The sequence below is a fragment of the Hymenobacter citatus genome (assembly GCF_014333615.1).
Lineage (GTDB): Bacteria > Bacteroidota > Bacteroidia > Cytophagales > Hymenobacteraceae > Hymenobacter > Hymenobacter citatus.
In genome coordinates this window covers 109,485-133,191 of sequence record NZ_JACSCY010000005.1, presented here as the reverse complement: position 1 = coordinate 133,191, position 23,707 = coordinate 109,485, and the positions used below count along the sequence as shown (strand labels likewise).

The 23,707-nt window shown below is 58.2% G+C and carries 25 protein-coding genes; 8 read left to right on the top strand and 17 right to left on the bottom strand.

The annotated features are described in order from the left end of the window. Positions 1–77: 77 nt before the first annotated feature. The 5 genes from H8B15_RS08685 (at position 78) to H8B15_RS08665 (ending at position 5,973) form a co-directional block, all read left to right on the top strand. The gene (locus H8B15_RS08685; RefSeq protein ID WP_187319286.1) at positions 78–2,171 is read left to right on the top strand and encodes a M13 family metallopeptidase; all 2,094 of its coding nucleotides are present in this window, start codon (positions 78–80) and stop codon (positions 2,169–2,171) included. A 377-nt stretch (positions 2,172–2,548) separates the two neighbouring features. Next, positions 2,549–3,436 carry a DUF6089 family protein gene (locus tag H8B15_RS08680; protein WP_187319285.1) on the top strand — a complete coding sequence of 296 codons (888 nt, stop codon included), beginning with the start codon at positions 2,549–2,551 and terminating at the stop codon, positions 3,434–3,436. A gap of 157 nt (positions 3,437–3,593) precedes the next feature. Next, complete coding sequence (locus H8B15_RS08675) at positions 3,594–3,959, top strand: BlaI/MecI/CopY family transcriptional regulator (RefSeq protein ID WP_187319284.1); 366 nt, start codon at positions 3,594–3,596, stop codon at positions 3,957–3,959. A gap of 2 nt (positions 3,960–3,961) precedes the next feature. Further along, complete coding sequence (locus H8B15_RS08670; RefSeq protein ID WP_187319283.1) at positions 3,962–5,368, top strand: M56 family metallopeptidase; 1,407 nt, start codon at positions 3,962–3,964, stop codon at positions 5,366–5,368. A 35-nt stretch (positions 5,369–5,403) separates the two neighbouring features. Continuing rightward, complete coding sequence (locus H8B15_RS08665; RefSeq protein ID WP_187319282.1) at positions 5,404–5,973, top strand: hypothetical protein; 570 nt, start codon at positions 5,404–5,406, stop codon at positions 5,971–5,973. A 78-nt stretch (positions 5,974–6,051) separates the two neighbouring features. Here H8B15_RS08665 and H8B15_RS08660 read toward each other — a convergent pair whose 3' ends face one another. Then, complete coding sequence (locus H8B15_RS08660) at positions 6,052–6,279, bottom strand: hypothetical protein (RefSeq protein ID WP_187319281.1); 228 nt, start codon at positions 6,277–6,279, stop codon at positions 6,052–6,054. Positions 6,280–6,450: 171 nt separating this feature from the next. Here H8B15_RS08660 and H8B15_RS08655 point away from each other — a divergent pair, with 171 nt between their 5' ends. Continuing rightward, positions 6,451–6,867: a SpoIIAA family protein gene (locus H8B15_RS08655; protein WP_187319280.1), complete on the top strand. Its 417-nt coding sequence runs from the start codon at positions 6,451–6,453 to the stop codon at positions 6,865–6,867. Positions 6,868–6,871: 4 nt separating this feature from the next. Here H8B15_RS08655 and H8B15_RS08650 read toward each other — a convergent pair whose 3' ends face one another. After that, a complete protein-coding gene (locus H8B15_RS08650) occupies positions 6,872–7,444 on the bottom strand; it encodes a DUF4269 domain-containing protein (RefSeq protein WP_187319279.1) in 573 nt (190 codons plus the stop codon). A gap of 62 nt (positions 7,445–7,506) precedes the next feature. Between H8B15_RS08650 and H8B15_RS08645 the strand changes: the two genes are divergently transcribed. Then, the gene (locus H8B15_RS08645; RefSeq protein WP_187319278.1) at positions 7,507–7,911 is read left to right on the top strand and encodes a nuclear transport factor 2 family protein; all 405 of its coding nucleotides are present in this window, start codon (positions 7,507–7,509) and stop codon (positions 7,909–7,911) included. 4 nt (positions 7,912–7,915) lie between these two features. Here the strand turns inward: H8B15_RS08645 and H8B15_RS08640 are convergent, their stop codons facing one another. The 10 genes from H8B15_RS08640 to H8B15_RS08595 all read right to left on the bottom strand — a co-directional run bounded on the left by H8B15_RS08640 (position 7,916) and on the right by H8B15_RS08595 (position 18,928). Next, entirely contained in the window at positions 7,916–8,701 is a 786-nt protein-coding gene (locus H8B15_RS08640; RefSeq protein WP_187319277.1) for a 3-keto-disaccharide hydrolase, read from the bottom strand. 157 nt (positions 8,702–8,858) lie between these two features. Further along, positions 8,859–9,749, bottom strand: coding sequence for a hydroxypyruvate isomerase family protein (locus tag H8B15_RS08635; protein ID WP_187319276.1), 891 nt, complete (start codon positions 9,747–9,749; stop codon positions 8,859–8,861). Between the two features lie 197 nt (positions 9,750–9,946). Then, the gene (locus tag H8B15_RS08630; RefSeq protein ID WP_187319275.1) at positions 9,947–11,203 is read right to left on the bottom strand and encodes a nucleoside permease; all 1,257 of its coding nucleotides are present in this window, start codon (positions 11,201–11,203) and stop codon (positions 9,947–9,949) included. A 171-nt stretch (positions 11,204–11,374) separates the two neighbouring features. Beyond that, complete coding sequence (locus H8B15_RS08625) at positions 11,375–11,848, bottom strand: c-type cytochrome (protein ID WP_216859112.1); 474 nt, start codon at positions 11,846–11,848, stop codon at positions 11,375–11,377. Positions 11,849–11,867: 19 nt separating this feature from the next. After that, positions 11,868–12,920 carry a sugar phosphate isomerase/epimerase family protein gene (locus H8B15_RS08620; protein WP_187319274.1) on the bottom strand — a complete coding sequence of 351 codons (1,053 nt, stop codon included), beginning with the start codon at positions 12,918–12,920 and terminating at the stop codon, positions 11,868–11,870. Positions 12,921–13,072: 152 nt separating this feature from the next. Further along, positions 13,073–14,224 carry a Gfo/Idh/MocA family protein gene (locus tag H8B15_RS08615; RefSeq protein ID WP_216859111.1) on the bottom strand — a complete coding sequence of 384 codons (1,152 nt, stop codon included), beginning with the start codon at positions 14,222–14,224 and terminating at the stop codon, positions 13,073–13,075. Positions 14,225–14,374: 150 nt separating this feature from the next. Beyond that, positions 14,375–14,977 (bottom strand): gluconate 2-dehydrogenase subunit 3 family protein, encoded by a 603-nt coding sequence (locus H8B15_RS08610; protein ID WP_187319273.1) that lies wholly within the window; start codon positions 14,975–14,977, stop codon positions 14,375–14,377. A gap of 12 nt (positions 14,978–14,989) precedes the next feature. Next, complete coding sequence (locus H8B15_RS08605) at positions 14,990–16,666, bottom strand: GMC oxidoreductase (protein WP_187319272.1); 1,677 nt, start codon at positions 16,664–16,666, stop codon at positions 14,990–14,992. Positions 16,667–16,822: 156 nt separating this feature from the next. Beyond that, on the bottom strand, positions 16,823–17,695 hold the full coding sequence (locus H8B15_RS08600) for a sugar phosphate isomerase/epimerase family protein (RefSeq protein WP_187319271.1): 873 nt from the start codon (positions 17,693–17,695) through the stop codon (positions 16,823–16,825). 396 nt (positions 17,696–18,091) lie between these two features. Next, complete coding sequence (locus H8B15_RS08595; protein ID WP_187319270.1) at positions 18,092–18,928, bottom strand: sugar phosphate isomerase/epimerase family protein; 837 nt, start codon at positions 18,926–18,928, stop codon at positions 18,092–18,094. Positions 18,929–19,224: 296 nt separating this feature from the next. On the opposite strand from H8B15_RS08595, the gene H8B15_RS08590 reads away from it, so the two are divergent. Beyond that, positions 19,225–19,665 (top strand): hypothetical protein, encoded by a 441-nt coding sequence (locus tag H8B15_RS08590; protein ID WP_187319269.1) that lies wholly within the window; start codon positions 19,225–19,227, stop codon positions 19,663–19,665. A 112-nt stretch (positions 19,666–19,777) separates the two neighbouring features. Here the strand turns inward: H8B15_RS08590 and H8B15_RS08585 are convergent, their stop codons facing one another. The 5 genes from H8B15_RS08585 to H8B15_RS08565 form a co-directional block, all read right to left on the bottom strand. Continuing rightward, complete coding sequence (locus H8B15_RS08585; RefSeq protein ID WP_187319268.1) at positions 19,778–21,013, bottom strand: TPM domain-containing protein; 1,236 nt, start codon at positions 21,011–21,013, stop codon at positions 19,778–19,780. Between the two features lie 72 nt (positions 21,014–21,085). Further along, a complete protein-coding gene (locus H8B15_RS08580) occupies positions 21,086–21,769 on the bottom strand; it encodes a dihydrofolate reductase family protein (protein ID WP_187319267.1) in 684 nt (227 codons plus the stop codon). Between the two features lie 162 nt (positions 21,770–21,931). Then, positions 21,932–22,717: a transporter gene (locus H8B15_RS08575; RefSeq protein ID WP_187319266.1), complete on the bottom strand. Its 786-nt coding sequence runs from the start codon at positions 22,715–22,717 to the stop codon at positions 21,932–21,934. Between the two features lie 260 nt (positions 22,718–22,977). Next, a complete protein-coding gene (locus tag H8B15_RS08570) occupies positions 22,978–23,349 on the bottom strand; it encodes a DUF5615 family PIN-like protein (RefSeq protein ID WP_216859110.1) in 372 nt (123 codons plus the stop codon). Then, the gene (locus H8B15_RS08565) at positions 23,349–23,582 is read right to left on the bottom strand and encodes a DUF433 domain-containing protein (RefSeq protein WP_187319265.1); all 234 of its coding nucleotides are present in this window, start codon (positions 23,580–23,582) and stop codon (positions 23,349–23,351) included. The genes H8B15_RS08570 and H8B15_RS08565 overlap by 1 nt, the downstream gene beginning before the upstream one ends. Positions 23,583–23,707 lie beyond the last annotated feature (125 nt).

The following is a 23,707-nucleotide window of genomic DNA, read 5'->3' as shown; positions in this document are numbered from 1 at the left end:
TACTTGTCGAGGTGCAGAGGGTAGCGTAGCCTGCGCTGCTCAAAAGAGTCATTGGAACAGTTTCGTACCTTGTTCTGATGATGAATAAACCTTTACTGTCTTATCTGGCAGCGGCCGCTGTACTGGCTGGCTGCGCCAGCAGCCACTATACGGCCCCTGTAGGCGCTACCGCGTCGGCGGCCAAAGCCGCTGGCCCCGTACTGCCTGGTGTGGGCCTCGACGTGGCCGACCTGGATACCACCGTGTCGCCCTGCGAGGATTTCTTTCACTACTCCGGCGGCAACTGGCTGCGCAATAATCCCATTCCGGCCTATGCCTCCAGCTGGGGGCCGCGCAACCTGCTCGGCGACCGGACGCAGGCGCTGCTAAAGCAGATTCTGGAAGAGGCTGCCGCCAACACCCGTGCCCCCAAGGGCTCCAATCTGCAAAAGGTAGGCGACTACTATGCCTCCGGTATGGACTCGGTGGGGCTGGACCGCGCCGGGTTGCGGTACTTACAGCCCGAGCTGCGCCGCATCGACGCTATCATCAGCCGCGACGCACTGCGCCGGGAGCTAGCCCACCAGCAGGCACTGGGCACGGGCGCCTACTTCCGCGCCGGCGTCAGCCCCGACCGCAAGAACAGCTCGGTGTATGCCGTGAACCTGAGCCAGGGCGGCCTGAGCATGCCCGACCGCGACTACTACCTCAAAGACGACAGCCGTTCTACCACCGTGCGTGCTGCCTACGTGGAGTACTTGACGACGGTGTTTCAGTTGCTGGGCGAAGCACCTGCTACGGCCCGGCAACGGGCCGCCAACGTGCTGACGCTGGAAACCCGCCTGGCTCGCGCCAGCAAGAGCCGTGTGGAGCTACGCGACCCCTACGCCAACTACAATAAGATGTCGGTGGCGGAGTTCGACCGCGCCTACCCGGCCGTGGGCCTTGGCGACATGCTGAAACAAAATGGCCTGGGCGCCGCGCAGGAGGTGATTGTGGGCCAGCCGGCTTTCTTTCAGGAGCTGAACACGGTGCTGCAAACCACCCCGCTCATAGAGCAAAAGAATTACCTCACGTGGCAACTGGTTTCGTCTGTCACGTCGGCCCTGCCGCAGGCGTACTCAGATGCCGCCTTCCGGTTTCAGCAGGTGCAGAGCGGCACCAAGCAGCAGCCCACGCGCTGGAAGCGCATGCTGGCCGCCACCGATGGCACCCTGGGCGAGGCCTTTGGGCAGCTGTACGTAGACAAAGCCTTTTCGCCGGAGGCCAAGCAGAAGGCCTTGGATATGCTCGCCAACATCAAGGCCTCGATGGCTGAGCACATTCAGTCCAACACCTGGATGAGCAGCGCCACCAAGCAAGAAGCCCTGAAAAAGCTGAACGCCCTGCGCGTGAAAATCGGCTACCCCGATAAGTGGAAGGACTACTCGGCCCTGAACATCACCCGCGAGTCCTACCTGCAAAACGTGCTGGCCGCCCGGCAGTGGAACTACGCCCGCAACGTGGAGAAGTACGGCCAGCCCATCGACCGCACCGAGTGGGGCATGACGCCGCCTACCATCAACGCCTACTACAGCCCGGCCATGAACGAAATCGTGTTTCCGGCCGGCTACCTCCAACCGCCGTTCTTCGACCCTAAGGCCGACGATGCGGTGAACTACGGCGCCATCGGCGGCGTGATGGGCCACGAAATGACCCACGCCTTCGACGACCAGGGCCGCCAATACGACTCGGAGGGCAACCTGCGCGACTGGTGGACCAAGGCCGACGGCGAGGAGTTTACCAAGCGCGCCGCCGTGGTAGGCAACCAATACTCGGCCTTCTCACCCCTCGACTCGGTGTACGTGAACGGTAAGCTGACCATGGGCGAGAACCTGGCTGACTTCGCCGGCCTCACCATTGTGTACGATGCCCTGCAAAAGCAGCTTCAGCAGAAATATGGTAACCGGCCTCGCCCGCGCTACGACGGCTTCACACCCGAGCAGCGCTTTTTCCTGAGCTGGGCGCAGCTACGGCGCACCAACATCCGGCCCGAGGCCCTGCGCCAGCAAATCCTCACCGACCCGCACTCTCCCGGCCAGTACCGCACCATCGGGCCTCTCATGAATATGCCCCAGTTCTACGACGCCTTCGGCTGCCAGCCCGGCCAGAAGATGGTGCGGGCGACTGAAGACCGCGCCAAGATCTGGTAAGAAAACAACTATAATTGATTCAAAGAAACTGTGTGCGCAAGCCCACCGACAAAGGAGACGATACCCCGGGTAACTCCTTCCTTGTCGGTGGGCTTGCCAGTGTAAGAACGACCCATAAAGCACGGTTTTATTGCCACGTATAGGTTTTGTATACTAAGTATAGTAGCTCTTTTGGATGAGTAGGTAACCCATAGGGTATTATAGGGTAGGCAATAACGGCCCCATTTGTGATACCCTATACGGTAAGATTTCTTCCCTACCTCGAGCAGGCTGGATAGAAACCAAAGAAGAATGTATGCGACGAATAATTCTTTGCAAGAGAATTTTTCACCGAATACTTCTATTCGCTTCTCTGCCTACTAACATCCTTTCATGCTATGAGAAAAAATTACGTACTTTTTTTGCTAACGGCAGCCAGTCTAGGTGTAGCACCTGTGGCGCAGGCACAGTCGTTCACTAAATCCAATCAGTACCTATCGGTAGGAGCCAGCCTGAGCGCTTTCAACTACTTCGGCGACCTGACGCCTCGCGTGAGCTTTGCCAGCGTACGTATGGCGGCTGTGCGACCAGGTTTTGGCTTTCACGCTACGCACCGGCTAACCCCCTACGTGTCGGTGCGTGGCGCTTTGTCATTTGGGCGCATCGCCGGCTCCGATCAGCAGGCTGCTGGTAAGGAAGCTGCGTACCGCTACTACCGCAATCTGAATTTTACAAGCAGTATACAGGAGCTGTCGGTGGTGGGCATCTTCGATCTGGTGCCCAATCACAGCCAAGCGGTGAACCGTATGCCCATAGTGCCCTACGTGTTTGGGGGCGTAGCTGGCTTTCATTTCAACCCGAAAGGCACCGTGGATGGTGGCACCGTGCCAGCTGGTCTCAAACCGGGTGCCCAAGTGGAGTTGCAGCCGCTACGCACAGAGGGCCGATACTACCACCGTGCGCAGCTAGCTATTCCCTTCGGCGCTGGGGTGCGCCTGAAAGTGGCCAAGAGCGTTGATGTGGGTATAGAGCTAGGTTGGCGCAAAACCTTCACCGACTATTTAGATGACGTGAGCACCACCTACGTGAGCACGGCTGGGCTATCAACGCCTGCGGCTCGCTATTTTGGACATAGTATTACCCGGACTGATCAAGATACGCCTGCGCAAATGGATGTGCCGGGGGCCTTGCGTGGCAACAGCGCACAAAAAGATTGGTACATCACAACAGGTGTTTCTGTGAGTTACATTCTAAAAAGACAGATGAAAACCAATAAATTTAGATAGGTATATTGTTGATGAAGAGATGATTGTAAAATAATCATTAGTACTTATCTTAAATAGGATGCCGTTACCTCGTGAGGTAGCGGCATCTTTTTTTTGATGTGGTATATCCATTGTTACGAAATATTCGTAGTATTACGAAAGAATCGTATTGACTGATATGGAACGACTTACCCAACCCGAAGAAGAAGCTATGCAGGTGTTGTGGCAGCTGGATGGTGGCTTTGTGAAAGAAGTGCTAGAGCGCCTGCCCGAGCCCCAGCCGCCCTACACCACGCTGGCCTCTACTATCCGCAACCTGGAGCGCAAGGGCTACGTGCGCGCCGAAAAGCTGGGCAACTCGTACCGCTACGCCCCCCTGGTGCGCGATGAAGAGTATCGCCGCCGCTTCATGAGCAGCTTCGTGAGCGACTATTTCCGCAACTCTTATAAAGAGGTAGTGTCGTTTTTTGCGAAAGAGCAGAAAATCAGCGCCGACGAGTTGCAGGAGATTATCCGCATGATTGAGAACGGTAAACGCGACTAGCCATGCCCGCACTACTTTTGTATCTGCTGAAAGTGAACGGGGCGCTGCTGCTGTTCTACCTGGGCTACTGGCTGGTGCTGCGCCGCCTCACGTTCTACACACTCAACCGCTGGTATCTGCTGTTTGCGGTGGGGTTTTCGGCAGCCTACCCAGCGGTAGACGTCAGCGCGTGGCTGGCCCGGCCGGTGGCCGTTACCTCGCTGGCACTAGGCGACACCTGGACCTACCTACCCACTACCGCCACGCCTACTTTCACCTACTGGACGGCATTGGAATGGTGCTACTGGGTAGGGGTAGGGCTGCTGCTGCTGCGCCTGCTTATGCAGCTCATGGCGCTGCACCGCATCCGGCGCGTTTCGCAACCGGCGCAGTGGCACGGGCAGCGGTACCGCAGGGTAGGGGCGGCCATGAATCCGTTTTCGTTCGGGCGCACTATCTATCTCAACCCCGCCCAGCACGCCCCCGCCGAGCTGCCGGCCATCTTGCGCCACGAGCAGGTGCACGTGCGTCAGTGGCATACTCTGGATGTACTGGTAGCCCAGCTCGCGCAGGTCTTTTACTGGTTCAATCCAGGAGTGTGGCTGCTGCGCCGGGCGGTGCAGGAAAACCTGGAGTTCATCACCGACCGCGCCGTGCTGCGCGCCGGCCTGCTCGACGCCAAAGCCTACCAATACAGCCTGCTAAAGCTCAGTACGCTGGCGCCCAGCGCGGCCCTGGCCAATCATTTCACTTTCCTCACCCTTAAAAACCGCATTGCCATGATGAACAAGAAGCGTTCTGCTACTGCCTACCTGGGGTTGTATGCGTTGTTGGTGCCGGGGTTGGCACTATTTACCTTAGCTTGCTCGAAGCCGCAGGTAGAGCCAAGCACTGCTGCCCGTAATACTGATGTAGTTATCATTTCGCAGGAGGCGAAGGAGAACAGAGGGCTGAATTTACCTGATAATGCTATCTATTTTCTGGATGGTAAAGAAGGTGATAAATCGTTGATTGCCAACCTTGAACCAAAGGATATTTCTAGGATAGAAATATTTAAAAATGAATCGGCACAACAGCAATTTGGTATGGGCAAGGAAGGCGGCGTTATCGTCGTTACGACGAAAGCTAACCAAGATTCTGAAGCTATAAAGGCCTTTCAAAAGAAATATAACTTAGCTAATCCTAAGTCCACCCAAGACACTAGCGCAAAGGGCAGCAAGAGAGGAATAGGGTTTCGCACAAAGGACGGAAAGCTGTTACCAGATCCATTATATGTAGTCAACGGAACGCAGGTAACTAATGAGGAATTGGTTGAAATAGATCCTAGAACTATTGACCGGATGGAGGTATTGAAAGGAGAAGAAGCAGTGGCTTCATACGGCGCAAAAGGCCGCAACGGCGTAATAATCGTCACTACCAAAAAGAATTAGTAATCAAAAAACTAGCTGCACAAGCAGTCCTCATCATGAAAACCACCAAAACCATTACCGCAGGAATTGTAACACTGTTTCTGACTGTAGCCGGCCTGAGCAGCCACTCGGCGCAAGCCCAGGCTCCTAAACTGAGCGCAGTAAAACAAGGCCCACTGGCCCTCTATGTGGATGGCGTGCTCACCCCAGGAGAGGAGCTGAGCAGCACAAGCCCAACAGACATAGAGGTGATGAATGTCGTGAAAGATAAAGCCGTGCTAGCTACGCTCGATCCCGCAGCAGCAAGTGGCGCCATCATCGTGACTACCAAGAAAAATAAGGATTCGGAGGCGGTGAAGGCGTTCAACAAGAAGCATAACATCACCTATACGCCGCCAAGCCCGGAGGTGAAGAAAATAAACGACGCGGTAATGAGCGGTACGGGCCTGTCGGCCAGCGACCTGGGCGGCCGGCTGCTGCTGGTGAATGACAAGGAAGCCGCGCTGGAGCAGTCGAAAATAGCGCACGGCCAACTATCGTCCATCTATGTGCTAGACGCGGAGAAAGCCACCAAGCGCTACGGCGCGAAAGGCAAGAACGGCGCGGTGGTTATCACCACTAGATAGATGCTACCGGTAGGAAGCAAAAAAGCGCGGGGCTGTTGCCTCGCGCTTTTTTGTTGGTACGAAGAAAGGTAGCACGTGCTACTTCACTTTCACTTCGCCGTCGTCGGCATCTTTTTTTATTTTGTTGCCGTCGGCATCTTTGATTTTAATGTCGCCGTCTTCTTGTTTTTTGATTTTGCTGCCGTCGTCACCTTTAATAGTAGTGCCGGCGGGCATGTCTTCGGCGCGTTCCATGGCTGTTTTGTCTTGCGAGCAGGAAGCCAGCGACAACGTAGCACCGGCCAGAAGTAGGAGGAGGGTTTTCATATGAGTCGGGGAAGAGTGAGTGGTGTGTGAGGCCGGTGCACTGACGAGCCTACCCTGGCAGTACGCGGCGACGGCCGCAGAGTTGTAGACAAACTCAGCCGAAGGGAGCAGCAGATGGCACCGCGCATTTGGTAATCCCGCAATGGTGTCAGACCTTCGCCGGTGATGCGTATGGCTGGTCCTCCTGTTCTGTATTTCGAGAATGCCGCCGGGCGTTTGTTCGCCGATCCGCTGGGCTTTCTGCGAGCGATGTGGAGCAGCCAGCCGCGCGGCCCCGAAGACGCGCGTGGGCTCTTCACGCACATGACCGAGGCCCTGCAACACTACGGCTGGAGTCGAATTCTGATTAATCAGGTTGGCATGCGCCGCTTTACGCCCCAGGAGCAAGAGTGGGTAGCCAACGAGTGGCTGCCGCACGCCGTGCGCGAGGGCGGCTACCGTCACGGCGCCGTGCTGGTATCGCCAGACGTGATGACGCGGCTGGCTACGGCTTTCATCACCACCAAAATACAAGGCCTACCCCTGGTCTATCACTCTTTTGATGAGGAGGAAGTGGCCGTGAGCTGGCTGCTGCGGCAGGTGCAGTAGCAGGCTAGGGCAGGGGCGGCAGCCGGGCGCGCAATTCGGCTACGGTATACAATTCCAGCGTCAGGAGGGCTTCGTAGGGGTTACCGGGTAGGCCGAGCAGGTGGGCAAAGGCGGGCTCAGTCTTCATCCCCTGCTGCTTGAGCTGCTGCACGGCCTCCCGCCACGACTTCCCGCCGGCTTCCAGCACCCGGTGCTCTACCAGAAGGTGTCGCACCGCGTACTGTTGCCGCGAGGGGCACGCCTGCCCAAATACCTCCACCGCAAACGCCTGGTACTGGAAGCCGCAAACCACGGCCGGCAACTGCTGGCCCACGGTTTCGCGCAGCACGAAGCCGGGTAGGTCTGCATAGTGCAGACGCAGCAATTCCCGAAACGCTTGCTGCTGCTCGGGGTAAACTGCGCAAATGATATCCAGGTCGCTAGCTGGCGTAGCAATGCCCAGTGGGAGCGTGCCGGCCAGTACCGGGTCGAAGGCCCGTAGCGTGGGTATGATGCCCAGCGCTTGCAGTGTATGGTAGGCCTGTTGCTGGCGCGCATCACCAGCCAGAAGAGCGGCAAGGTCGGTGCAATCGGGCATGGGGTATCGTTGGGCGGCTTCCGTTATCTTGGCGCACAATTTCACTCTTACCTAGCTACCGTATGCCCACCGAGCCGCTTGCCGTTTTGCAGCATTATTTCGATTTAGTACAAGCGTTCAACGTAGATGCCGCTGCCTACGCGGAGGTGCTGCATCCCGAAGTAGAGCAGTTGGAGTACCCTAACGACCTCCATAAAGAGCCCGTGCGCCGCTCGTTTGAGGAAATTATAACAAATCTGCGCGTAGGCCGGGAGCTGCTGGTCGATCCTGATTTCAGCGTGCGCCACACCCATGTGGGCGCCATGGATACAATAGTAGTAGAGGGCAGGTGGGAGGCTACCCTCCTCCACGATGCGGGCCCAGTTGTGCGCGGGCAGCGCGTTGCCTCAGAACTATGCCTTATCTTCGAATTCAAAGACGGCAAAATCTACCGGCAACGGCGCTACCCGTGCTACGAGCCGCTGTAGCGGACTATTTGCCCAAGTCGCGTATCCAGATGTTGCGGAAGCTCAGCGGCTCGCTCTTATCGCCGTGCGACTGGAGCTTGATGGGCGAGGCGCCATGCGCTTTGCCCTCGTAGCTGGGCTTGCCAATGTACTGGGTGGGGCCGTCCAGCTCCACGTTGTCCTGCACCACCACGCCGTTGAACAGCACCGTCACGCGGGCGGGCGTTTGCAAAGTGCCGTCCGATTTAAAGGTAGGGGCGGTCCAGGCCACGTCGTAGGTTTGCCACTCGCCGGCTTTGCGGGCGGGGTTGGCCAGCGGAATTTTTTGCTTGTAGATGCTACCCGCCATGCCGTTCACGTACGTTTTGTTGTCGTACGAGTCCAGGATTTGCAGTTCGTAACCGGCGTCGCCCTTGCCGATAGAGGCCAGGAATAAGCCGCTGTTGCCGCGGGCCTGGCCCGTGCCGCTGATGTTGGCTGGCACGCGCCACTCCAGGTGCAGCTGGTAGTTGGTGAAGGTGCGCTTGGTTTCAATGTTGCCCTTGCTCTTGTCCACGGTCAGGATACCGCCGGCCACCTTCCAGTCGGCCATTTTGGAGCGGTCGTCCACCTTCACCCACTCTTGCAGGTTTTTGCCGTCAAACAGCATAATCGCATCCGATGGGGCTGCTACCATGGTCGTCGTTGTGCCAGGCGTTACCTTTTTGGGCACCGGCTCATACACTTCCGTGTCTTCGGGCTTGGCGTTTTGCTGGGCAAACGCCGACATAGAAAGACCAAGAAGGGCCGTAGCAAGCAAGGGAAATTTCATGGCAAGAGGGGTAGAAAGTAAAGTGAAAAGGGTGATGTAGGCTGCGCTATTGTTGGGTAGGGCAAGCGCATTATGTGCGGTGAAAACGTTTGGACAAGAGCAGCCGCAAAACGTTTAATGCACGCGCACAAGTTATTTGGCGAAAGACGTTTTGCAATTACACGTCGCAGAGCTGCACGGCCTGGCGCAAAGAGGCTAGCTTATCAGCTTTTTGCGGCATAAACTCCTGCGCCACGTAGCCCTTGAAACCAGTCTTGAGGATGGCGCGCATAATGGCCGGGTAGTACAGCTCCTGCTGCTCGTCTAGCTCGTGGCGGCCGGGCACGCCGGCCGTGTGGTAGTGGGCAATGTAGGGGTGAAACTCGTTGATAGTCCGAATTACGTCGCCCTCGTTGATTTGCATGTGGTAGATGTCGTAGAGCAGCTTGAAGTGCTCGGAGCCTAGCCGCTTAGCCAGGGCTGCGCCCCAGGCTGTGTGGTCGCACTGGTAGTCCTTGTGGTCGATTTTGCTGTTGAGCAACTCCATCACCAGCACCACTTTGTGCTTCTCGGCCAGCTTCACCAATGGCTGTAAGCCCTGCACGCAGTTGGCCAGCCCCGCCTCGTCCGACAGCCCCCGGCGGCTTCCGCTGAAGCAGATCAGGTTGGTATAGCCAGCGGCGGCCACCTTGGGTATCATCTCGCTGTACTGCTTTTGCAGACGGGCATGGTACTGCGGGTCGTTGAAACCTTCGGTCAGGCTGATTTCGGCGCCGTTGCACATGGGCGAATCCAGGCCGTATTTCTTCAGGGTAGGCCAGTCGGCGGGCCCTACCAGGTCGATGCCCTGGATGCCCATGGCCTTCGCCTCCTTGCAAAGCTGATCTACCGATAAATCGTTGAAACACCAGCGGCACACCGATTGGCGGATGTTGTTTTTGAGCGGCATGGTAGCAGAAGTGTTTTTATCGTCCGGGGCACACGCGCTGGCTACGCCGGCGGTACTCACGGCAGCAGTACTGGCCAGCAGGCCCTTCAAAGCAGCACGACGGTTCCAGAGGGTAGGCATGAGGTTGATTTGCTGATGATGGATGAGTTGAAAAAGAACCAGCTGTTGTCTTTTTTTCCATTGTCATCCTGAGCAGAGCGAAGGACCTTATCACGTTAGAACGAGTCGTCGTTACGCTTGTCGTGCCAACGTGATAAGGTCCTTCGCTCTGCTCAGGATGACAATGACATCAGAATGACAATGACAGCTGAAGCAAATTACTTGGCCTGCGCCATCGACGGGGCCGAGCCCAGCGCCACATCAGGCTCAGAGGTAGCAGCCTGGCGCCGCTCCCGGAACAGCAGCAAAAATAGCAGCAGCACCACGCCCGCAATACCGGCCGGAATCAGCCAGATCATGCGCCAGTTGTGCACATCGGCCGAGAGCTGGTAGGAGTCGAAGATGCGGCCCGAAAGCAGGGTGCCAATCAGCATCCCTACCCCGTAGGTAGCCAGGGTGATAAAGCCCTGCGCCGAGCTTTTGAACTGCTCGCCGGCGAGGTTGTCGGTGTAAATCTGACCCGTCACGAAGAAGAAATCGTAGCACACGCCGTGCAGCACAATGCCGGCAATCAGCATCCAATAGTTGGCGTCGGCGTTGCCGTAGGCGAAAAACACGTAGCGCAGCACCCACGCGCCCATGCCAATGGCCAGCATTTTCTTCACGCCCAGCTTGCTGAAAAACAGCGGAATAGCCAGCATAAACAGCAGCTCCGATACCTGCCCCAGGCTCTGCACGCCAGCCGCCGACTTCATCCCTACCTCGTTCAAAAACGGATTGGTGAAACCGTAGTAAAATGCCAGCGGAATGCAGATAGCAATGGAGGCCAAAAAGAAAATCAGGTAGGAGCGGTTCTTCAGCATGCCAATGGCATCCAGGCCCAGCAGGTCGCCCAGGGAGCTGCTTTGGCCTTTCTTCACGGGTGGGGTAGCGGGCAGCGTGAAGCTGAACACGCCCAGAATGGCCGCCGCTACGGCCGCCATCGTGAAGGTGGCTTGCAGGCCGTCGGTCTGCTCCCAGTTCAGCCAGCCAATGGTGAGGCCCGCCACAATCCAACCCAGCGTACCCAGCACCCGAATAGGGGCAAACTCCTTCTGCGGGTCCTGCATCTGCCGGAAACTGATGGAGTTTACCAGCGCCAGCGTGGGCATGTACAGAATCATGTAGGTGAGAATGCTGGGGTAGAAGCTACCAAAGTCGGGCGCCAGCGACGCCCGCCACAGCAGCACCGCACCCGCCAGGTGCAGCACGCCCAGAATCTTTTGCGCCGAGAAAAACCGGTCGGCAATGAGCCCAATGATGAAAGGCGCCACAATAGCCCCTACGGACTGCGTCAGGAAAGCTGTGCCCACCTGCAAGCCCGTGGCGTTGAGGTTTTTGAGCAGATACGTGCCCAGCGTCACAAACCACGCGCCCCAGATGAAAAACTCCAGGAACATCATGATGGACAGCTTCACTCGGATGGTAGCAGTCATAGGGGGTAGGCTGTTTGGGGTAGGGTAATCGGTAGGGTAATGGAACAGGATGCTAGACCGTCATGCTTGATCCGGCGTCTGCTTGTCGAAGCATCTCGCGTGCTGATGTGAGATACTATCGTCAGCACGCGAGATGCTTCGGCTCCGCTCAGCATGACGGGCGGCAATGTCTTACTTCAGGCTCAGGATATAGCGTACCATCGCCTCGGCGTCTTTCTCCGACAGGTTGGGGTGGGGCGTCATGGCAATCTGACCCCAATTGCCCGAACCGCCGCTGATGACTTTTTTAGCCAGCATCGTCACGTTGGCGTCCGTGTCGGGGTATTTCTCGGCTACGGCCTCGTAGGCCGGACCAATAATCTTTTCGTTGAGGCGGTGGCAGGTGGTGCAGTCGCTGTTTTCGATGAGCTTGGCCCCGGCTGCCACTGCGCCGCCCGCGGGCTCGGTGCCAATCTTGGTAACATCGGTATCCACCTGGGGCTGACGCGCTTCGGCGCTTACATCGGCGCCTTCCATGCTATCGGTATCCAGGGCGGGCGCGTCGTCGGCCAGCGTGTACTCGGGTTTTTCTTTGGCCGTGTCGGAGCCGGAGTTGCAGGCCAGCAGGGTAGTGCCGCAGAGCAGCAGCAGAAACATGTTTTTCATATAGGTGAGGAAGTGAAGGTTACAGTCCTAAAATGGTTTTGTTGAGGCTCTGGTCGATGCCAGAGGCTGCAAAATCGTCAAAAGCTTTGTCTGTCACACGAATAATGTGGTCCTGAATGAACGGAGCGCCTTCGCGGGCACCGTCTTCGGGGTGCTTTAGGGCGCATTCCCACTCCAGCACCGCCCAGCCGGGGAAGTCGTACTGCGTCAGTTTGCTGAAGATGGCGGTGAAATCCACCTGGCCGTCGCCCAGCGAGCGGAACCGCCCGGCCCGGTCTACCCAGCCTTGATAGCCGCCGTACACGCCCTGGCGGCCCGAGGGGTTAAACTCGGCATCCTTCACGTGAAACATCCTGATGCGCTCGTGGTAGATGTCGATGAACTCCAGGTAGTCCAGGCATTGCAGGATGAAGTGCGAGGGGTCGTAGAGCAGGCAGGCGCGCGGGTGGTTGTCTACCTGCGCCAGAAACTGCTCGAAGCTGATGCCGTCGTGGATGTCTTCGCCCGCGTGGGTTTCGTAGCACAAGTCTACCCCGTTCTCATCAAACACGTCCAGAATCGGGCGCCAGCGGCGACCCAGCTCCTCGAACCCGGTTTCTACCAGTCCAGCCGGCCGCTGGGGCCACGGGTACACATAGGGCCACAGCAGTGCCCCACTAAAGGTAGCGTGAGCCGTGAGACCGAGGTTTTTAGAAGCCTGAGCGGCGTATTTCAGCTGCTGCACGGCCCACTGCTGACGGGCGGCGGGGTTGCCGCGCACCTCAGTCGGCGCAAAGCCGTCGAATAGTTGGTCGTAGGCCGGGTGCACGGCCACCAGCTGGCCCTGCAAGTGCGTAGACAACTCCGTGATTTCCAGGCCGGCATCGGCCACCTTGCCCTTCAGCTCATCGGCGTAGGTCTGGCTTTCAGCGGCCAGCTTCAGGTCGATAAAGCGCGGGTCGAGGGTAGGCATCTGAATGCCTTTGTAGCCCAACTCACTGGCCCATTTGCAGATGCTTTCCAGGCTATTGAACGGCGCCTCGTCGCTGATAAACTGCGCCAGGAAGATGGCGGGTCCTTTGATGGTTTTCATAGTGCTTACCTGATTGCTAATAGGTTTTAGCTGTTATCAGAACGTCATTTCGACCAGCGGGAGAAATCTCGCTTGATAGTAATTACTACCACGCGAGATTTCTCCCGCTGGTCGAAATGACGTTCTGCCGTGTTCATACGCATGACATCAACTTACACCGTGAACTCAGTCCATTTCTGCTCCGATTTACCGGAGGCAATAACCGATTCGATGAAGGCCATGCCGCGCACGCCGTCTTCCACGCCGGGGTAGTCGGCGGCTTCGGGCGGGGCGGCGGGGCCACCCAGGTCGGCCATGAGTATAAGGGCGAAGTTACGGTAGAGGTTGGCGAAGGCTTCGAGGTAGCCCTCGGGGTGGCCCGCCGGAATGCGGCTGTTGTGCAGAGCGGCGGCACTGAGGTAGCCCGCGCCCGTCCTGCGGATTTCAGTGGGCTTGTCCAGCCACTTCACCAGCAGGGTGTTGTTGTCGGCTTGCTGCCAGTCGAGGCCGCCTTTTTCGCCGTAGAGACGCAAGCGCAGGTTGTTTTCCTCGCCGGCCGCTACCTGGGTAGCCACCAGCACACCGCTGGCGCCGTTGTTCATCTTCAATAGCACGGCCCCGTCATCGTCGAGCTGTCGGCCGGGTACTACCACGTTGATGTCGGCACACAACTGTGTGACTTCCAGATCACTCACGTACTCCAGCAGGTTGAAGGCGTGGGTGCCAATGTCGCCCATGGCGCCGGCCGCGCCGCTTCGGGTAGGGTCGGTGCGCCAGGCGGCTTGCTTGTTGGCTCCGCCTTCCTCGTAGGTGCTCAGCCAGCCCTGCGGATACTCAATATACACTTTGCGAATAGTGCCCAGTGCGCCAGCGGCCACCAGTTGCTTGGCTTCCTTCAGCATGGGGTAGCCGGTGTAGGTGTGGGTCAGGCAAAGGCGGCGGCCAGTAGTTTCCACTACTGTGCGCAACTCCTTGGCTTCGGCCAATGAAAAGGTCATGGGCTTGTCCAGAATCACGTCGAAACCATGTTCCAGAGCCATTTTGGCGGGCGCAAAGTGCACGTGGTTGGGCGTCACGATGCTGACCACCTGGATGCGCTCGGCCTCGGGCCGCTTCGCTTCCTGCTCCAGCATTTCCTGGTAGGAGCCATACACGCGGTCGGGGGCGAGGTTCAGTTCCTGGCCGGTGGCGCGGGAGGTATCGGGGTTGCTGCTGAAGGCGCCGGCTACCAGCTCATAGAGTCCATCGAGGGAAGCGGCGATGCGGTGCACGCCCCCAATGAAGGAGCCCTGCCCGCCGCCAATCATGCCCAGTCGTAATTTCATGCGTTAGGTGAAGTGGTGAGGTTGTGAAATAGTGAAATGGTGAGATGGTGAAATTGTGAGATGGTGAGTTTGACGTTTTATCCCTACGGCTTGCGTATGCTAGAACGTCAAACTCACCATCTCACAATTTCACCATCTCACCACTCAAAGTTAGGTAGCCCAGGCCCGGTCGCCTTTTTTGTAGGGCACGTTGCCATCGTACTTGCCGGGTACGGCTATGTAGCGCAGGGCTTGGGTAGCGCCCGGCTCGGAGGTGAAGAAGCCCAGCAAGGTCAGCTCCTTCATCATGCGGAAGTAGTGGTTAGGCTGCTCTTGCGTTTTGGTTTGGGCGTATTGCTTCTGCTCGGCATCCAGCGCGGTTAGGAACTCCTTGCGCTGAGCAGCATCGAGGCCCATGAAATCCTTCTGGTACTTCTGCTTGCTGGCGTCGTTGAGCTTGGTGATACCTTCCACGAAGACTTTTTGGTCTTCGGGCTTGTAGCAGTCACGCACCATCACGGCCATAAAGCCGCCCACGTTGGCCGCTTTGGCGCCGGGCGTTTTGGTGGCGGGCAAGATAGTTTCGCCTACCTCGTTCAGCAGCGTTACCTGGTTGGCATCCAGAACTTCTTCCGGTTTTTGGTCGGCTTTCTGCCCGGCCTTGGCGGTTTTCTTGGAGTTGTCGGTAGAGCAACCGGTTAGAAACAAGTCGCCGCCAATCACGGCGCCGCCCATCAGGAGGGCCACCCGGCCCAATGCATCTCTTCTATTCATTGCCGGTAGGAGTTAGATGTTCTGCTTTTTCAGTTCGCTTACGGCATGGTCTACGGCGCGGGCCGTAAGAGCCAGGTAGGTGAGCGAGGGGTTCACACAAGAGGCCGAGGTCATGGCGGCGCCGTCGGTCACATACACGTTGGGGGCGTCCCATACTTGGTTGTGGGCGTTGAGTACCGAGGTTTTGGGGTCGCGGCCCATGCGTGCCGTGCCCATCTCGTGAATGCCGCCGCCCAGCACCGAGCTGTTGTTGTAGGTGTTCACGTTTTTGAGGCCGGCTTTTTCCAGCATCTCCTTGGCGTCCTCCATCATATCCACGCGCATCTTCTTCTCATTCTCGCGAATGACGGCGTCCATCACCAGCACGGGTAGGCCCCAGGCGTCCTTCTCAGTTTTGGAGAGGTAGGTGCGGTTGTCGTGGTAGGGGAGGGTTTCGCCGAAGCCGGTGATGCCCATGGTCCACGTGCCGGGTTCCGTCAGGGCGTCTTTGTAGTCGCCGCCGATGCTCATTTCGGCCACGTCGCGGCTCCAGCCCTCGCGGCTGGCGCTGCCCTGGTAGCCAAAGCCGCGCAGGTAGTCGCGCTTGTCGCCGAACAGATTGCGGTAGCGGGGCACATAGATGCCGTTGGCGCGGCGGCCAAACACATATTTATCCTCGTAGCCGGGCATTTCGCCGTGGGCGCCGGCCCGGAAGTGGTGGTCCATCAGGTTGTGGCCCAGCTCGCCGCTGCTGCTACCCAGGCCATCGGGCCACACGTCGGTGGCCGAGTTCATCAGCACCCAGGCCGAGTTCAGCGCCGAGGCATTCACGAAGATAACCTTGGCGAAGTACTCGTAGGTTTGGTTGGTTTCGGCGTCCAGCACCTCCACGCCCTTGGCCCGCTTGGTGTCCTTGTCGTAGAGGATTTTGGTGACGATGGAAAACGGCCGCAGCGTGAGGTTGCCCGTTGCCATAGCCGCCGGCAGCGTGGCCGACTGCGTGCTGAAATACGCCCCAAACGGGCACCCCAGCCAGCATTTGTTGCGGTACTGGCAGTTCACGCGGTTGTTGTGGGGCTTGGTGATGTTGGCCGTGCGGCCAATAATCATGTCGCGGTCCTTGAAGTGCTTTTTGATGCGGGCCGCTACGTCCTTTTCCACAATATTCATCTCCATAGGCGGCATAAAGTCGCCGTCGGGTAGCTGGGCCAGACCGTCGCGGTTGCCGCTGATACCGGCAAACTTCTCGGCGTGGCTGTACCAGGGCGCCAGGTCTTTGTAGCGAATGGGCCAGTCCACGGCAATGCCTTCCTTGGCGTTGGCCTCAAAGTCGAAGTCGCTGTGGCGGTAGCTCTGGCGGCCCCACATCAGGGAGCGGCCACCCACGTGGTAGCCCCGGAACCAGTCGAAGGGCTTGGCCTCCACGTAGGGGCTTTTCTTCTCGTTGGTCCAGTAAGAGAGGTTGGTTTCGTTCAGGGTATAGTCCCGGCTCAGTACGGGGTAGTCCTCAATCATCTGCTGGGTTTTGCCGCCGCGGTGCGGAAATTCCCAGGGCGCTTTGTTGGCATTCACATAGTCCTTGATATGTTCTATGTTGCGGCCACGCTCCAGCATAATGGTTTTCAAGCCTTTCTCGGTCAGCTCTTTGGCAGCCATGCCGCCCGATATACCGGAGCCGATTACAATTGCATCATAGGTATTCTGTGCCATATAAGAGGGGTGGGTAGTTGTCAGTGAGTAGTTGCTAGTTGTTAGTGAGTGGTTGTCAGTTGTCAGGGAGTGGTGGTTTGTCATTCGTCTATATATCTGACTGACAACCAACTGCAACTCCCTGACAACTGACAACTACTCACTGACAACTAAGACTTATACCAATGTGCGCTTGATGTAAGAAACGCTCTGCTTGATGCTGTCGAAGGGCGAGCCAGGCGTCTGGTCCTGCTCCACGAAGAAGTACTGCATGCCGGCCAGCTTTTTCTGCGCGAAAATGCGCTTGAAGTCGATGCTGCCGTTGCCTACCTCCGTGAAGTTGCGCTGGGGCGTTTTGTCCATGTCCTTCACGTGCCAGAGCGGGAAGCGGCCGGGGTGCTGCTTGAACAGCTCCACCGGGTCTCTGCCCGCCTTGGTGGCCCAGTACAGGTCCAGCTCCATCTTCACCAGGTCCTTGTCGGTGGCTAGCAGCAGGTCGTAGGGCAGCTGACCGTTTTGGGTCTGAAACTCGAAGTCGTGGTTGTGGTAGCAGAGCTGAATACCAGCTTTCTTGCATTGCTCGCCGGCCTTGTTCAGGTAGTCGGCTACTTTCTGATAATGGTCCCGCTCACTGTCCATCAGGTAGGCGCACACCATGTATTTCACTCCTACCTGGGCGGCGTCGTCTATGGCCTTGTCCCAGCCGTGCAGAATGGTGCCTTGGGTGGGTTGGTCGTTGTTCATGGCCTCGCCCAACACGTAGTGGCTGCTGGGCATAATCAGCCCGTTTTGCTTCAATACCTTGGTAAACTCGGCGGGCGTCATGCCGTAGAATTTCTGGCTGCCAGTGTAGGTAGCGCCTTCTACCGAGTTGTAGCCCAGGGCTGCTACTTTGGCCAGGGTACCGGCGGGGTCCTGCTGCATAGCTTCGCGCACCGTATACAGTTGCAGACCAATGTAGGATTTGTCGGCGGCCAGCACGGAGGGCGAGGCACAAGCCGCTACCGATAGCAGGGCGGCAGATTTCAAAAAAGATCTTCTGGTGGTCATGCAAGAGAGTTGGTAGGGTAGGAAATTCAGCGCTGGTACGCTGGTGCAAATCAGGGTGGGAGAGCAGGATACATCCTGTGCAAAAAGGCCTCAAATGCTACAAGCGGGGAGCTATTCTTCCCCAATGTATTCTTCTTTTTGGCAGGAAGCCAAGCCTTTTGCTGGTCTATTTCATGCAGTGAATTGAAAGAGTGCGTAGCCACATACACATAGTACACACGCTAAACCGGGAGTAAGATAAGCTTTTCGAAATCCTACCGCAAACGATTTCCCTCATAAGACACACGCAAAAAAGCAAGGCTGCATGAAGCCTCTACCACAGGCTAGCAACAAGACGGCCCTGGTGTGGGAACCAGGGCCGCAGAAGACAGAAGCCGTAGAGGATGTAACGGGAGGTTAGTAATTCAGCCCCTTGAGGTAGGCAATATTGCGCTGCATGCTCGCAAGCGGGGCGCCTTCGTACTCTTCCTGCTCCACAAAAAAGTATTTCATGCCCGACTGCTTGGCGCTGCGCAGCAGCTTGGCCACATCCAGGCGGCCGGTGCCGAGCACGGTGCTGTGGGCTTCCCCCTTCTTCATGTCCTTGAGGTGCCACAACGGGAAGCGGTTGGGGTAGCGCTTAAAGTAATCGAACGGGTCCTGGCCGGCCACTACCACCCAACCCAGGTCCATTTCCATCGACACCAGGCGCGGGTCGGTTTTATCCAGCAGCACATCGTAGAGCACGCGGCCGTTGTCTTTCTCAAACTCGGAGTTATGGTTGTGGTAGGCGAACTGTATGCCAGCCTTGCGGCACGCTTCGGCGGCTTTGTTGAAGGTGTCGGCGCACCGCTCGTAGTTGCTCACGGTCTGGCCCTGGGTTGGGAGGGAGGGGCACACTAGGTAGGGCTGGCCGGCCTCAGCGGCGGCGTCCACGGCTTTCTGCCAGTTGTTGTCGATGCCCACGTGGCCGCTGCGCAGGTTCATGCCCAAGTCGCCCATCAACTTCTTCATTTCCTTGGGCGACAGGCCGTAGTAGTAGCCCTTGGCGCTGTTGGCCGATTCGATTTCCTTGTAGCCCATTTTGGCTAGGCTGGTGAGCGTGCCCTTGGCATCACGCATCATATCATCGCGCACGCTATACAACTGAAGGCCAATATCTTGCACGCGGGCGGCATGGGCCAGGGTAGGCAGAGCCAACATGCCGGTAGCAAGGGCACCTACGGAAGTCAGAAAGTCTCTTCGGGTAGTCATATAAGGGGGCTGAATGGAAAGACACGGAACAGGTAATGCCCACCAAGATAGAAATTTGCCCACCAGAAATCTGAAAATGGCAAGTTGGGTACACGAATTGTTAAAAAAGTATCGGCTTGCCGCTTACCCATAACAGGAGCTGCACAACAGCAACCCCGCAGAGAAGCGTGGGCATGGTGAACTGGTAGCGGCATTGTTTGGTTGCTGTAGTTTTTCGAGCCTATTTCTCTGCGGAAAAGAGCACGAAACACCGCTTACGCATATCTTTGTGTTCTCCGCATTCATCGTGTTTTTACATGTTTCCTCCCTCCAACCGATTATACTTTGAGAATGCGGCGGGCCGCGTAGAAGAAGACCGGGGCGGCTTTGTGCGGCTAACCTATATGCCGGGCCGCCGGGAGGCCAGCGCATGGCATGGCTTGTTGCAGCATACCAAGCATTTGCTCATGCGGCAGGGACAGGGCATACTGCTTGTCGATCAGCGCCGTATGCAGGCTTTCACGCTGGAGGAGCAGCGCTGGTTGGTAGAGGAATGGCTGCCACTGACCATCGTAGAAGGCGGCTACCGCTACGGCGCCATTGTGCAGGCACACGATGCCTTTGCCCGGCTGGCCATGGATACCGTGCGCCTACACGCGCAAAACATGCAGCTCACCTACCGCTATTTCACCGACGAGGCAGAGGCAATAGCGTGGCTGCGGGCACAAACCCAGGAATTCGCCTTCCGCTACAGCTAAGCGCCATACAGGCAAAGGCCGCGCACCGAGTCAGACGATACTTGTCTGCCCCGGCGCGCGGCCTTTGCGTTGATAACAAGCTGCGCAGCGCCCGAAGACAGCGCCCGGTTTGCTACCAGGAGCCGCTGTTGTCGCTGCTGTCGTCGAAGCCACCGCCACCCACGTCATCCGACGACGAATCATCGTAGGAGTTGTCGGACGAGAAGTAATCGGTACCCGACGCCACGTCGTCGGAGAAGTAGTCCGGGCCAGGGTCGTTGGCAGCGCTGGCGCCACCAAAAAAGTCGTTCACCTCGCCATCCGAAGCGGGCGGGGTAGTACCCAGGCCGGCCGCGCCCATGCCGGCGGCGGCTGTGTTGTCGTGGCCCAGCTGTAAATCGTTGCCGGTGTGGCTCTGGCCCGAAGCCATGCGGTTGCCGAGGTAGGCGCCGGCTGCAGCCGCGGCACCCGTGGCCAACATGCCGCCAATGCCACTGCCACCACCGCCACTGCTATTACCAGCGTTGCTACCCCGATTGGGGAAGAAGTCTGGCGCTGGCCGTTGCCCACCCTGGTTGTAGCCCTGGGTAGGCTGATTGGCACGATTCGGTAGGAAATCAGGCGTGTTGCCAGTAGTATTTTGCGCGGCGCTTTTACGACGAAACAGCTTCACCAAAAGCCAGATTACGCCACCCACCACCAAAGCCCCCAGCAGCAGAGTACCCATACCCGGCCCCGATGGCTCGGGGGTAGGACTGGACATACCCGGCGAAAAAGGCGCGCTAGATGGTTGATCCATGGGCTCATCAAGTGGCGCTGAAGCAACGGGAGCATCAGCAGTAGCGGGCGAAGTGGCTGCCGGGGCCTGGGTAGGCGCCGAGCCGGGGTTGGCCGCTTGTAATAAGGTGTTCAGCCCGGCCCGCAAGCCAGCAAAGTAGCGCCCCTGCTTGAACTGCGGCCCCATCTGCTGACTGATGATGCGGTCGGTAAGCGCGGGCGTAATCTGGCTGCGCAGGCCCGAGCCCGCCTGAATGCTCACTTGACGCTCCTGCGCTGCAATCAGCACCACCACGCCGTTGTTCCGGTCGCGCTGGCCTACGCCCCAGGCGGTGCCCAGCGCGCGGGCATAGTCGGCTACGGAGCGGCCTTTCAGGGTAGGCACGGTTACCACTACTACCTGCGTGCCGTTGTTGTCGGCGTAGGTGCGCAGGCCGTTTTCCAGCTTCCGGGCGTCGGTGGCGTCGAGCAGCTGGGCCTTGTCGGTTACGAAGGTGAAGGGGTTGGGCCGGGGCGGTAGTTCACCGGCCGCCGTGGCGGTGTGGCTCAGGCTGAGCGCTACGGCCAGCACAAAAACAAGAAAGCGAAACATGGCGAAAGAACTAGGAGTGAGAGAAGGGCTTCAATGCCAAGTCGTTCTACGCACACGGCTGCCAATGGGTGCCTACCCCTTGGCAGCTGCGTAGCGCAGCCACAGAATGCCCTCGGGCCGCTGCTCCACGTGCTGCAACGCAAACTGCCGCGGTGGCCCCGGCTGGTCGCCCTGCTCGAAGAGGGTAGGCGATGAGGCCGCGCCGTCTACCACCGGGTAGTGCAACACGCTCAGCTCGTCTATCAGCCCAGCCTTCAGCAAAGAGCCATTGATGTGCCCGCCACCTTCCAGCAAAATGGTTTGAATTGGAAACAGCTCCCCTAGCTTGGTCAGCACCTGCTTGAAATTCAGCTCCTCGGCTCCGCCAAACACATACGACACGCCCACGCGGCGCAGGTAAGCCAGGTACTCGTCGCTCACCTGTTCCGACAACACGCTGATGATATGTTCCCCATCAATATCGGCCGACTCCCAGCCCAGCTTGCCGTGCGCGTCTACGGCCACCACAAACGAGTCGGCGGAGTGCTCGGCTACGAAGTCGGAGCGGTCGAGGGGTTCGGGTACGGGTTGCAGATCGGGCTTCAGGCCTTCGGTGAAGTCCTTCTCCATGGTCACGCGGCCGCACAGCCAGGCATCGGCCTCGAAGGTGGCGGCGGTGGTTTCATACTCCTGGGTGTTGGGCGCATCGCCCCAACGGCTCAGAATAATGCGGCCGTCCAGGGAAGTCATCATGTGGCAGATTACGCGGGGTAGCATAGGCAGAGGGGGTAGAAATGAGATAGTAGCGTACGCTATACGCGCAAAAACGGCCACAGGGCCACCAAGTAGCCGCTATCTGCGAGTAGCTGACCCCATAAGCGAATGTCAGCACATAACGCTGGCCCCAACGCCAACGCAATACCCCAGACCTTGCCTACCCTAATATGGCAGCCGGATAGACGCGCCCGTGGTGATAAAAAAGGCCGGCGCGGCGCGGCTGACGCCCACGCCGCCGGCAATGTCCAGCTGCAAATTCGGCCGCACCAACCACAGCAGCCCCGCATCTACCTCATTGTCGGGGAGGCTACCCGTGGTGGTAGTCCCAAAGGCCTCGCCATAGACCGAAAACTGTTTGTTGAGCCGAGCCGCGAGCTTCACGGCGTACTTCTGCTCGGTGGCATTCTGTATCCAGCCATAGCCGTAAGTGTAGGTGAGGCTAAGCGCATCGGTGAGAGAGTTGGAAAAGCCTAGGCGCAGGCGGGCCTCGGGGTTGGTAGGGCGCAGCTCTTTCTTGCCAACGGGTAGGGTAGCCGTAGCCGTGAAGGCGGCTTGCGGCAGGATGCCCTTCTCATCCCACAACTGCACGCGGGTGCCTACCTCGGGCGCCCCCACACCCCGCTGGCGCTGTCGGCTGCTGCTCGGCACCGACGCCTCAAATCCGGTGCCCAGCCGGAGCTCTACCCTATCCAGCAGGCCATAGCGCACCGTGAGGGTAGGGTAATCATAGGTGCGCGACGACCGCCCCTTCTGGTAGCGCAGGCCGCCTTCCAACTGCACAAAGTGCTTCTGCACCACGCTGGTCCCGTTGGTTTGGTCGGGCCGGCCGGGGTCGATGGAGTCTATGTTCTCGCGCGTCTGCCCGTAGCCGGGCCGCGCCAGCAGCAGGAAGAATACAGTGCTCAGTAATAGAAGGCTCCTACAATCCAGCGCGTCCAGTTTTCTCATATCGATGCCCTGCCAGACACAAGCAGCAGTGCTTGGTGCGCGCTAGCGAGGCTAGCAGCAGTACACCCGCCTACGCTGCTACACGCCATTTCGTTGAAACGATGGCGCGGGGCTGTGCTCCGTGCCGACTATCGGCAGGCCTCTGGCCTGCACTCGTCCGTGCCATTAGGGTTGTTCGGGTAAGTCGTTCGGGCGGGCAGGCCAAAGGCCTGCGCATAGTCGGCACGGGGCACAGCCCCGCGCCAGTAATAGGGTATTGCTTACCGATGGATCAGTAGCTGCTCCCGCGACAATTCAATGTAACTATGCCACTGCAAGGCCTTCGTCAGCTCCGGCAGATTCCGGCGAAATAGCTCGATCAGCTCATTGGTGCTGCTATTGCCTGTAGAAACCAATAGCAACTTATAAGGCCGACTTTGGAGAATAAAACTGTTCACAAAGTCAGCATCCTTGGTGATGACTACCCGATTTTCTCGCACCGATAGCTCGTTGATACTATCGTCGGCGGTACGGTTGGCAGCGGGTAAGTCTAGCGTATGCAAGGCGTCAAAACCGGCTTCGTGCGCAAGCCAGCGCGCCAGATGTCTCGGTAGCTGCGCGTCTACCAGTACCTTCACTGGGGTAGAGGCCATTAAGAAGCCAAGCGGTAAAAGGTCTTGGTCTTTAGCAACTCTGCGGCGTATGCTTGGCAGGCGCGTAAGTCGTCTGCTTCCAGGTCTTCGTAGTCCGCTAGAATCTCGGCCTCCGTCATGCCGGAAGCCAAGAGTTCCAGCACGTTCTGTACCGGGTAGCGTAAGCCGCGCACGGTAGGCTGACCATGGCAGATGGTCGGGTTAATGGTGATGCGGGAGAGTAGGTCAGCCATAAAACTAAGATAGGAATGCTGTGTGTAACTGTGTCTACTTGCGCGGGGCTGTGCCCCGTGCCTACTATTCGCAGGCCTCTGGCTTGCCCGCCCGAACGACTCGCCCTACCCAAATCTCCCTACTA

Coding starts and splice junctions, on each gene's coding strand:
- H8B15_RS08685 (WP_187319286.1), top strand. CDS start 78: ATGATGAATAAACCTTTACTGTCTTATCTGGCAGCGGCCGCTGTACTG.
- H8B15_RS08680 (WP_187319285.1), top strand. CDS start 2,549: ATGAGAAAAAATTACGTACTTTTTTTGCTAACGGCAGCCAGTCTAGGT.
- H8B15_RS08675 (WP_187319284.1), top strand. CDS start 3,594: ATGGAACGACTTACCCAACCCGAAGAAGAAGCTATGCAGGTGTTGTGG.
- H8B15_RS08670 (WP_187319283.1), top strand. CDS start 3,962: ATGCCCGCACTACTTTTGTATCTGCTGAAAGTGAACGGGGCGCTGCTG.
- H8B15_RS08665 (WP_187319282.1), top strand. CDS start 5,404: ATGAAAACCACCAAAACCATTACCGCAGGAATTGTAACACTGTTTCTG.
- H8B15_RS08660 (WP_187319281.1), bottom strand. CDS start 6,279: ATGAAAACCCTCCTCCTACTTCTGGCCGGTGCTACGTTGTCGCTGGCT.
- H8B15_RS08655 (WP_187319280.1), top strand. CDS start 6,451: ATGGCTGGTCCTCCTGTTCTGTATTTCGAGAATGCCGCCGGGCGTTTG.
- H8B15_RS08650 (WP_187319279.1), bottom strand. CDS start 7,444: ATGCCCGATTGCACCGACCTTGCCGCTCTTCTGGCTGGTGATGCGCGC.
- H8B15_RS08645 (WP_187319278.1), top strand. CDS start 7,507: ATGCCCACCGAGCCGCTTGCCGTTTTGCAGCATTATTTCGATTTAGTA.
- H8B15_RS08640 (WP_187319277.1), bottom strand. CDS start 8,701: ATGAAATTTCCCTTGCTTGCTACGGCCCTTCTTGGTCTTTCTATGTCG.
- H8B15_RS08635 (WP_187319276.1), bottom strand. CDS start 9,749: ATGCCTACCCTCTGGAACCGTCGTGCTGCTTTGAAGGGCCTGCTGGCC.
- H8B15_RS08630 (WP_187319275.1), bottom strand. CDS start 11,203: ATGACTGCTACCATCCGAGTGAAGCTGTCCATCATGATGTTCCTGGAG.
- H8B15_RS08625 (WP_216859112.1), bottom strand. CDS start 11,848: ATGAAAAACATGTTTCTGCTGCTGCTCTGCGGCACTACCCTGCTGGCC.
- H8B15_RS08620 (WP_187319274.1), bottom strand. CDS start 12,920: ATGAAAACCATCAAAGGACCCGCCATCTTCCTGGCGCAGTTTATCAGC.
- H8B15_RS08615 (WP_216859111.1), bottom strand. CDS start 14,224: ATGAAATTACGACTGGGCATGATTGGCGGCGGGCAGGGCTCCTTCATT.
- H8B15_RS08610 (WP_187319273.1), bottom strand. CDS start 14,977: ATGAATAGAAGAGATGCATTGGGCCGGGTGGCCCTCCTGATGGGCGGC.
- H8B15_RS08605 (WP_187319272.1), bottom strand. CDS start 16,666: ATGGCACAGAATACCTATGATGCAATTGTAATCGGCTCCGGTATATCG.
- H8B15_RS08600 (WP_187319271.1), bottom strand. CDS start 17,695: ATGACCACCAGAAGATCTTTTTTGAAATCTGCCGCCCTGCTATCGGTA.
- H8B15_RS08595 (WP_187319270.1), bottom strand. CDS start 18,928: ATGACTACCCGAAGAGACTTTCTGACTTCCGTAGGTGCCCTTGCTACC.
- H8B15_RS08590 (WP_187319269.1), top strand. CDS start 19,225: ATGTTTCCTCCCTCCAACCGATTATACTTTGAGAATGCGGCGGGCCGC.
- H8B15_RS08585 (WP_187319268.1), bottom strand. CDS start 21,013: ATGTTTCGCTTTCTTGTTTTTGTGCTGGCCGTAGCGCTCAGCCTGAGC.
- H8B15_RS08580 (WP_187319267.1), bottom strand. CDS start 21,769: ATGCTACCCCGCGTAATCTGCCACATGATGACTTCCCTGGACGGCCGC.
- H8B15_RS08575 (WP_187319266.1), bottom strand. CDS start 22,717: ATGAGAAAACTGGACGCGCTGGATTGTAGGAGCCTTCTATTACTGAGC.
- H8B15_RS08570 (WP_216859110.1), bottom strand. CDS start 23,349: ATGGCCTCTACCCCAGTGAAGGTACTGGTAGACGCGCAGCTACCGAGA.
- H8B15_RS08565 (WP_187319265.1), bottom strand. CDS start 23,582: ATGGCTGACCTACTCTCCCGCATCACCATTAACCCGACCATCTGCCAT.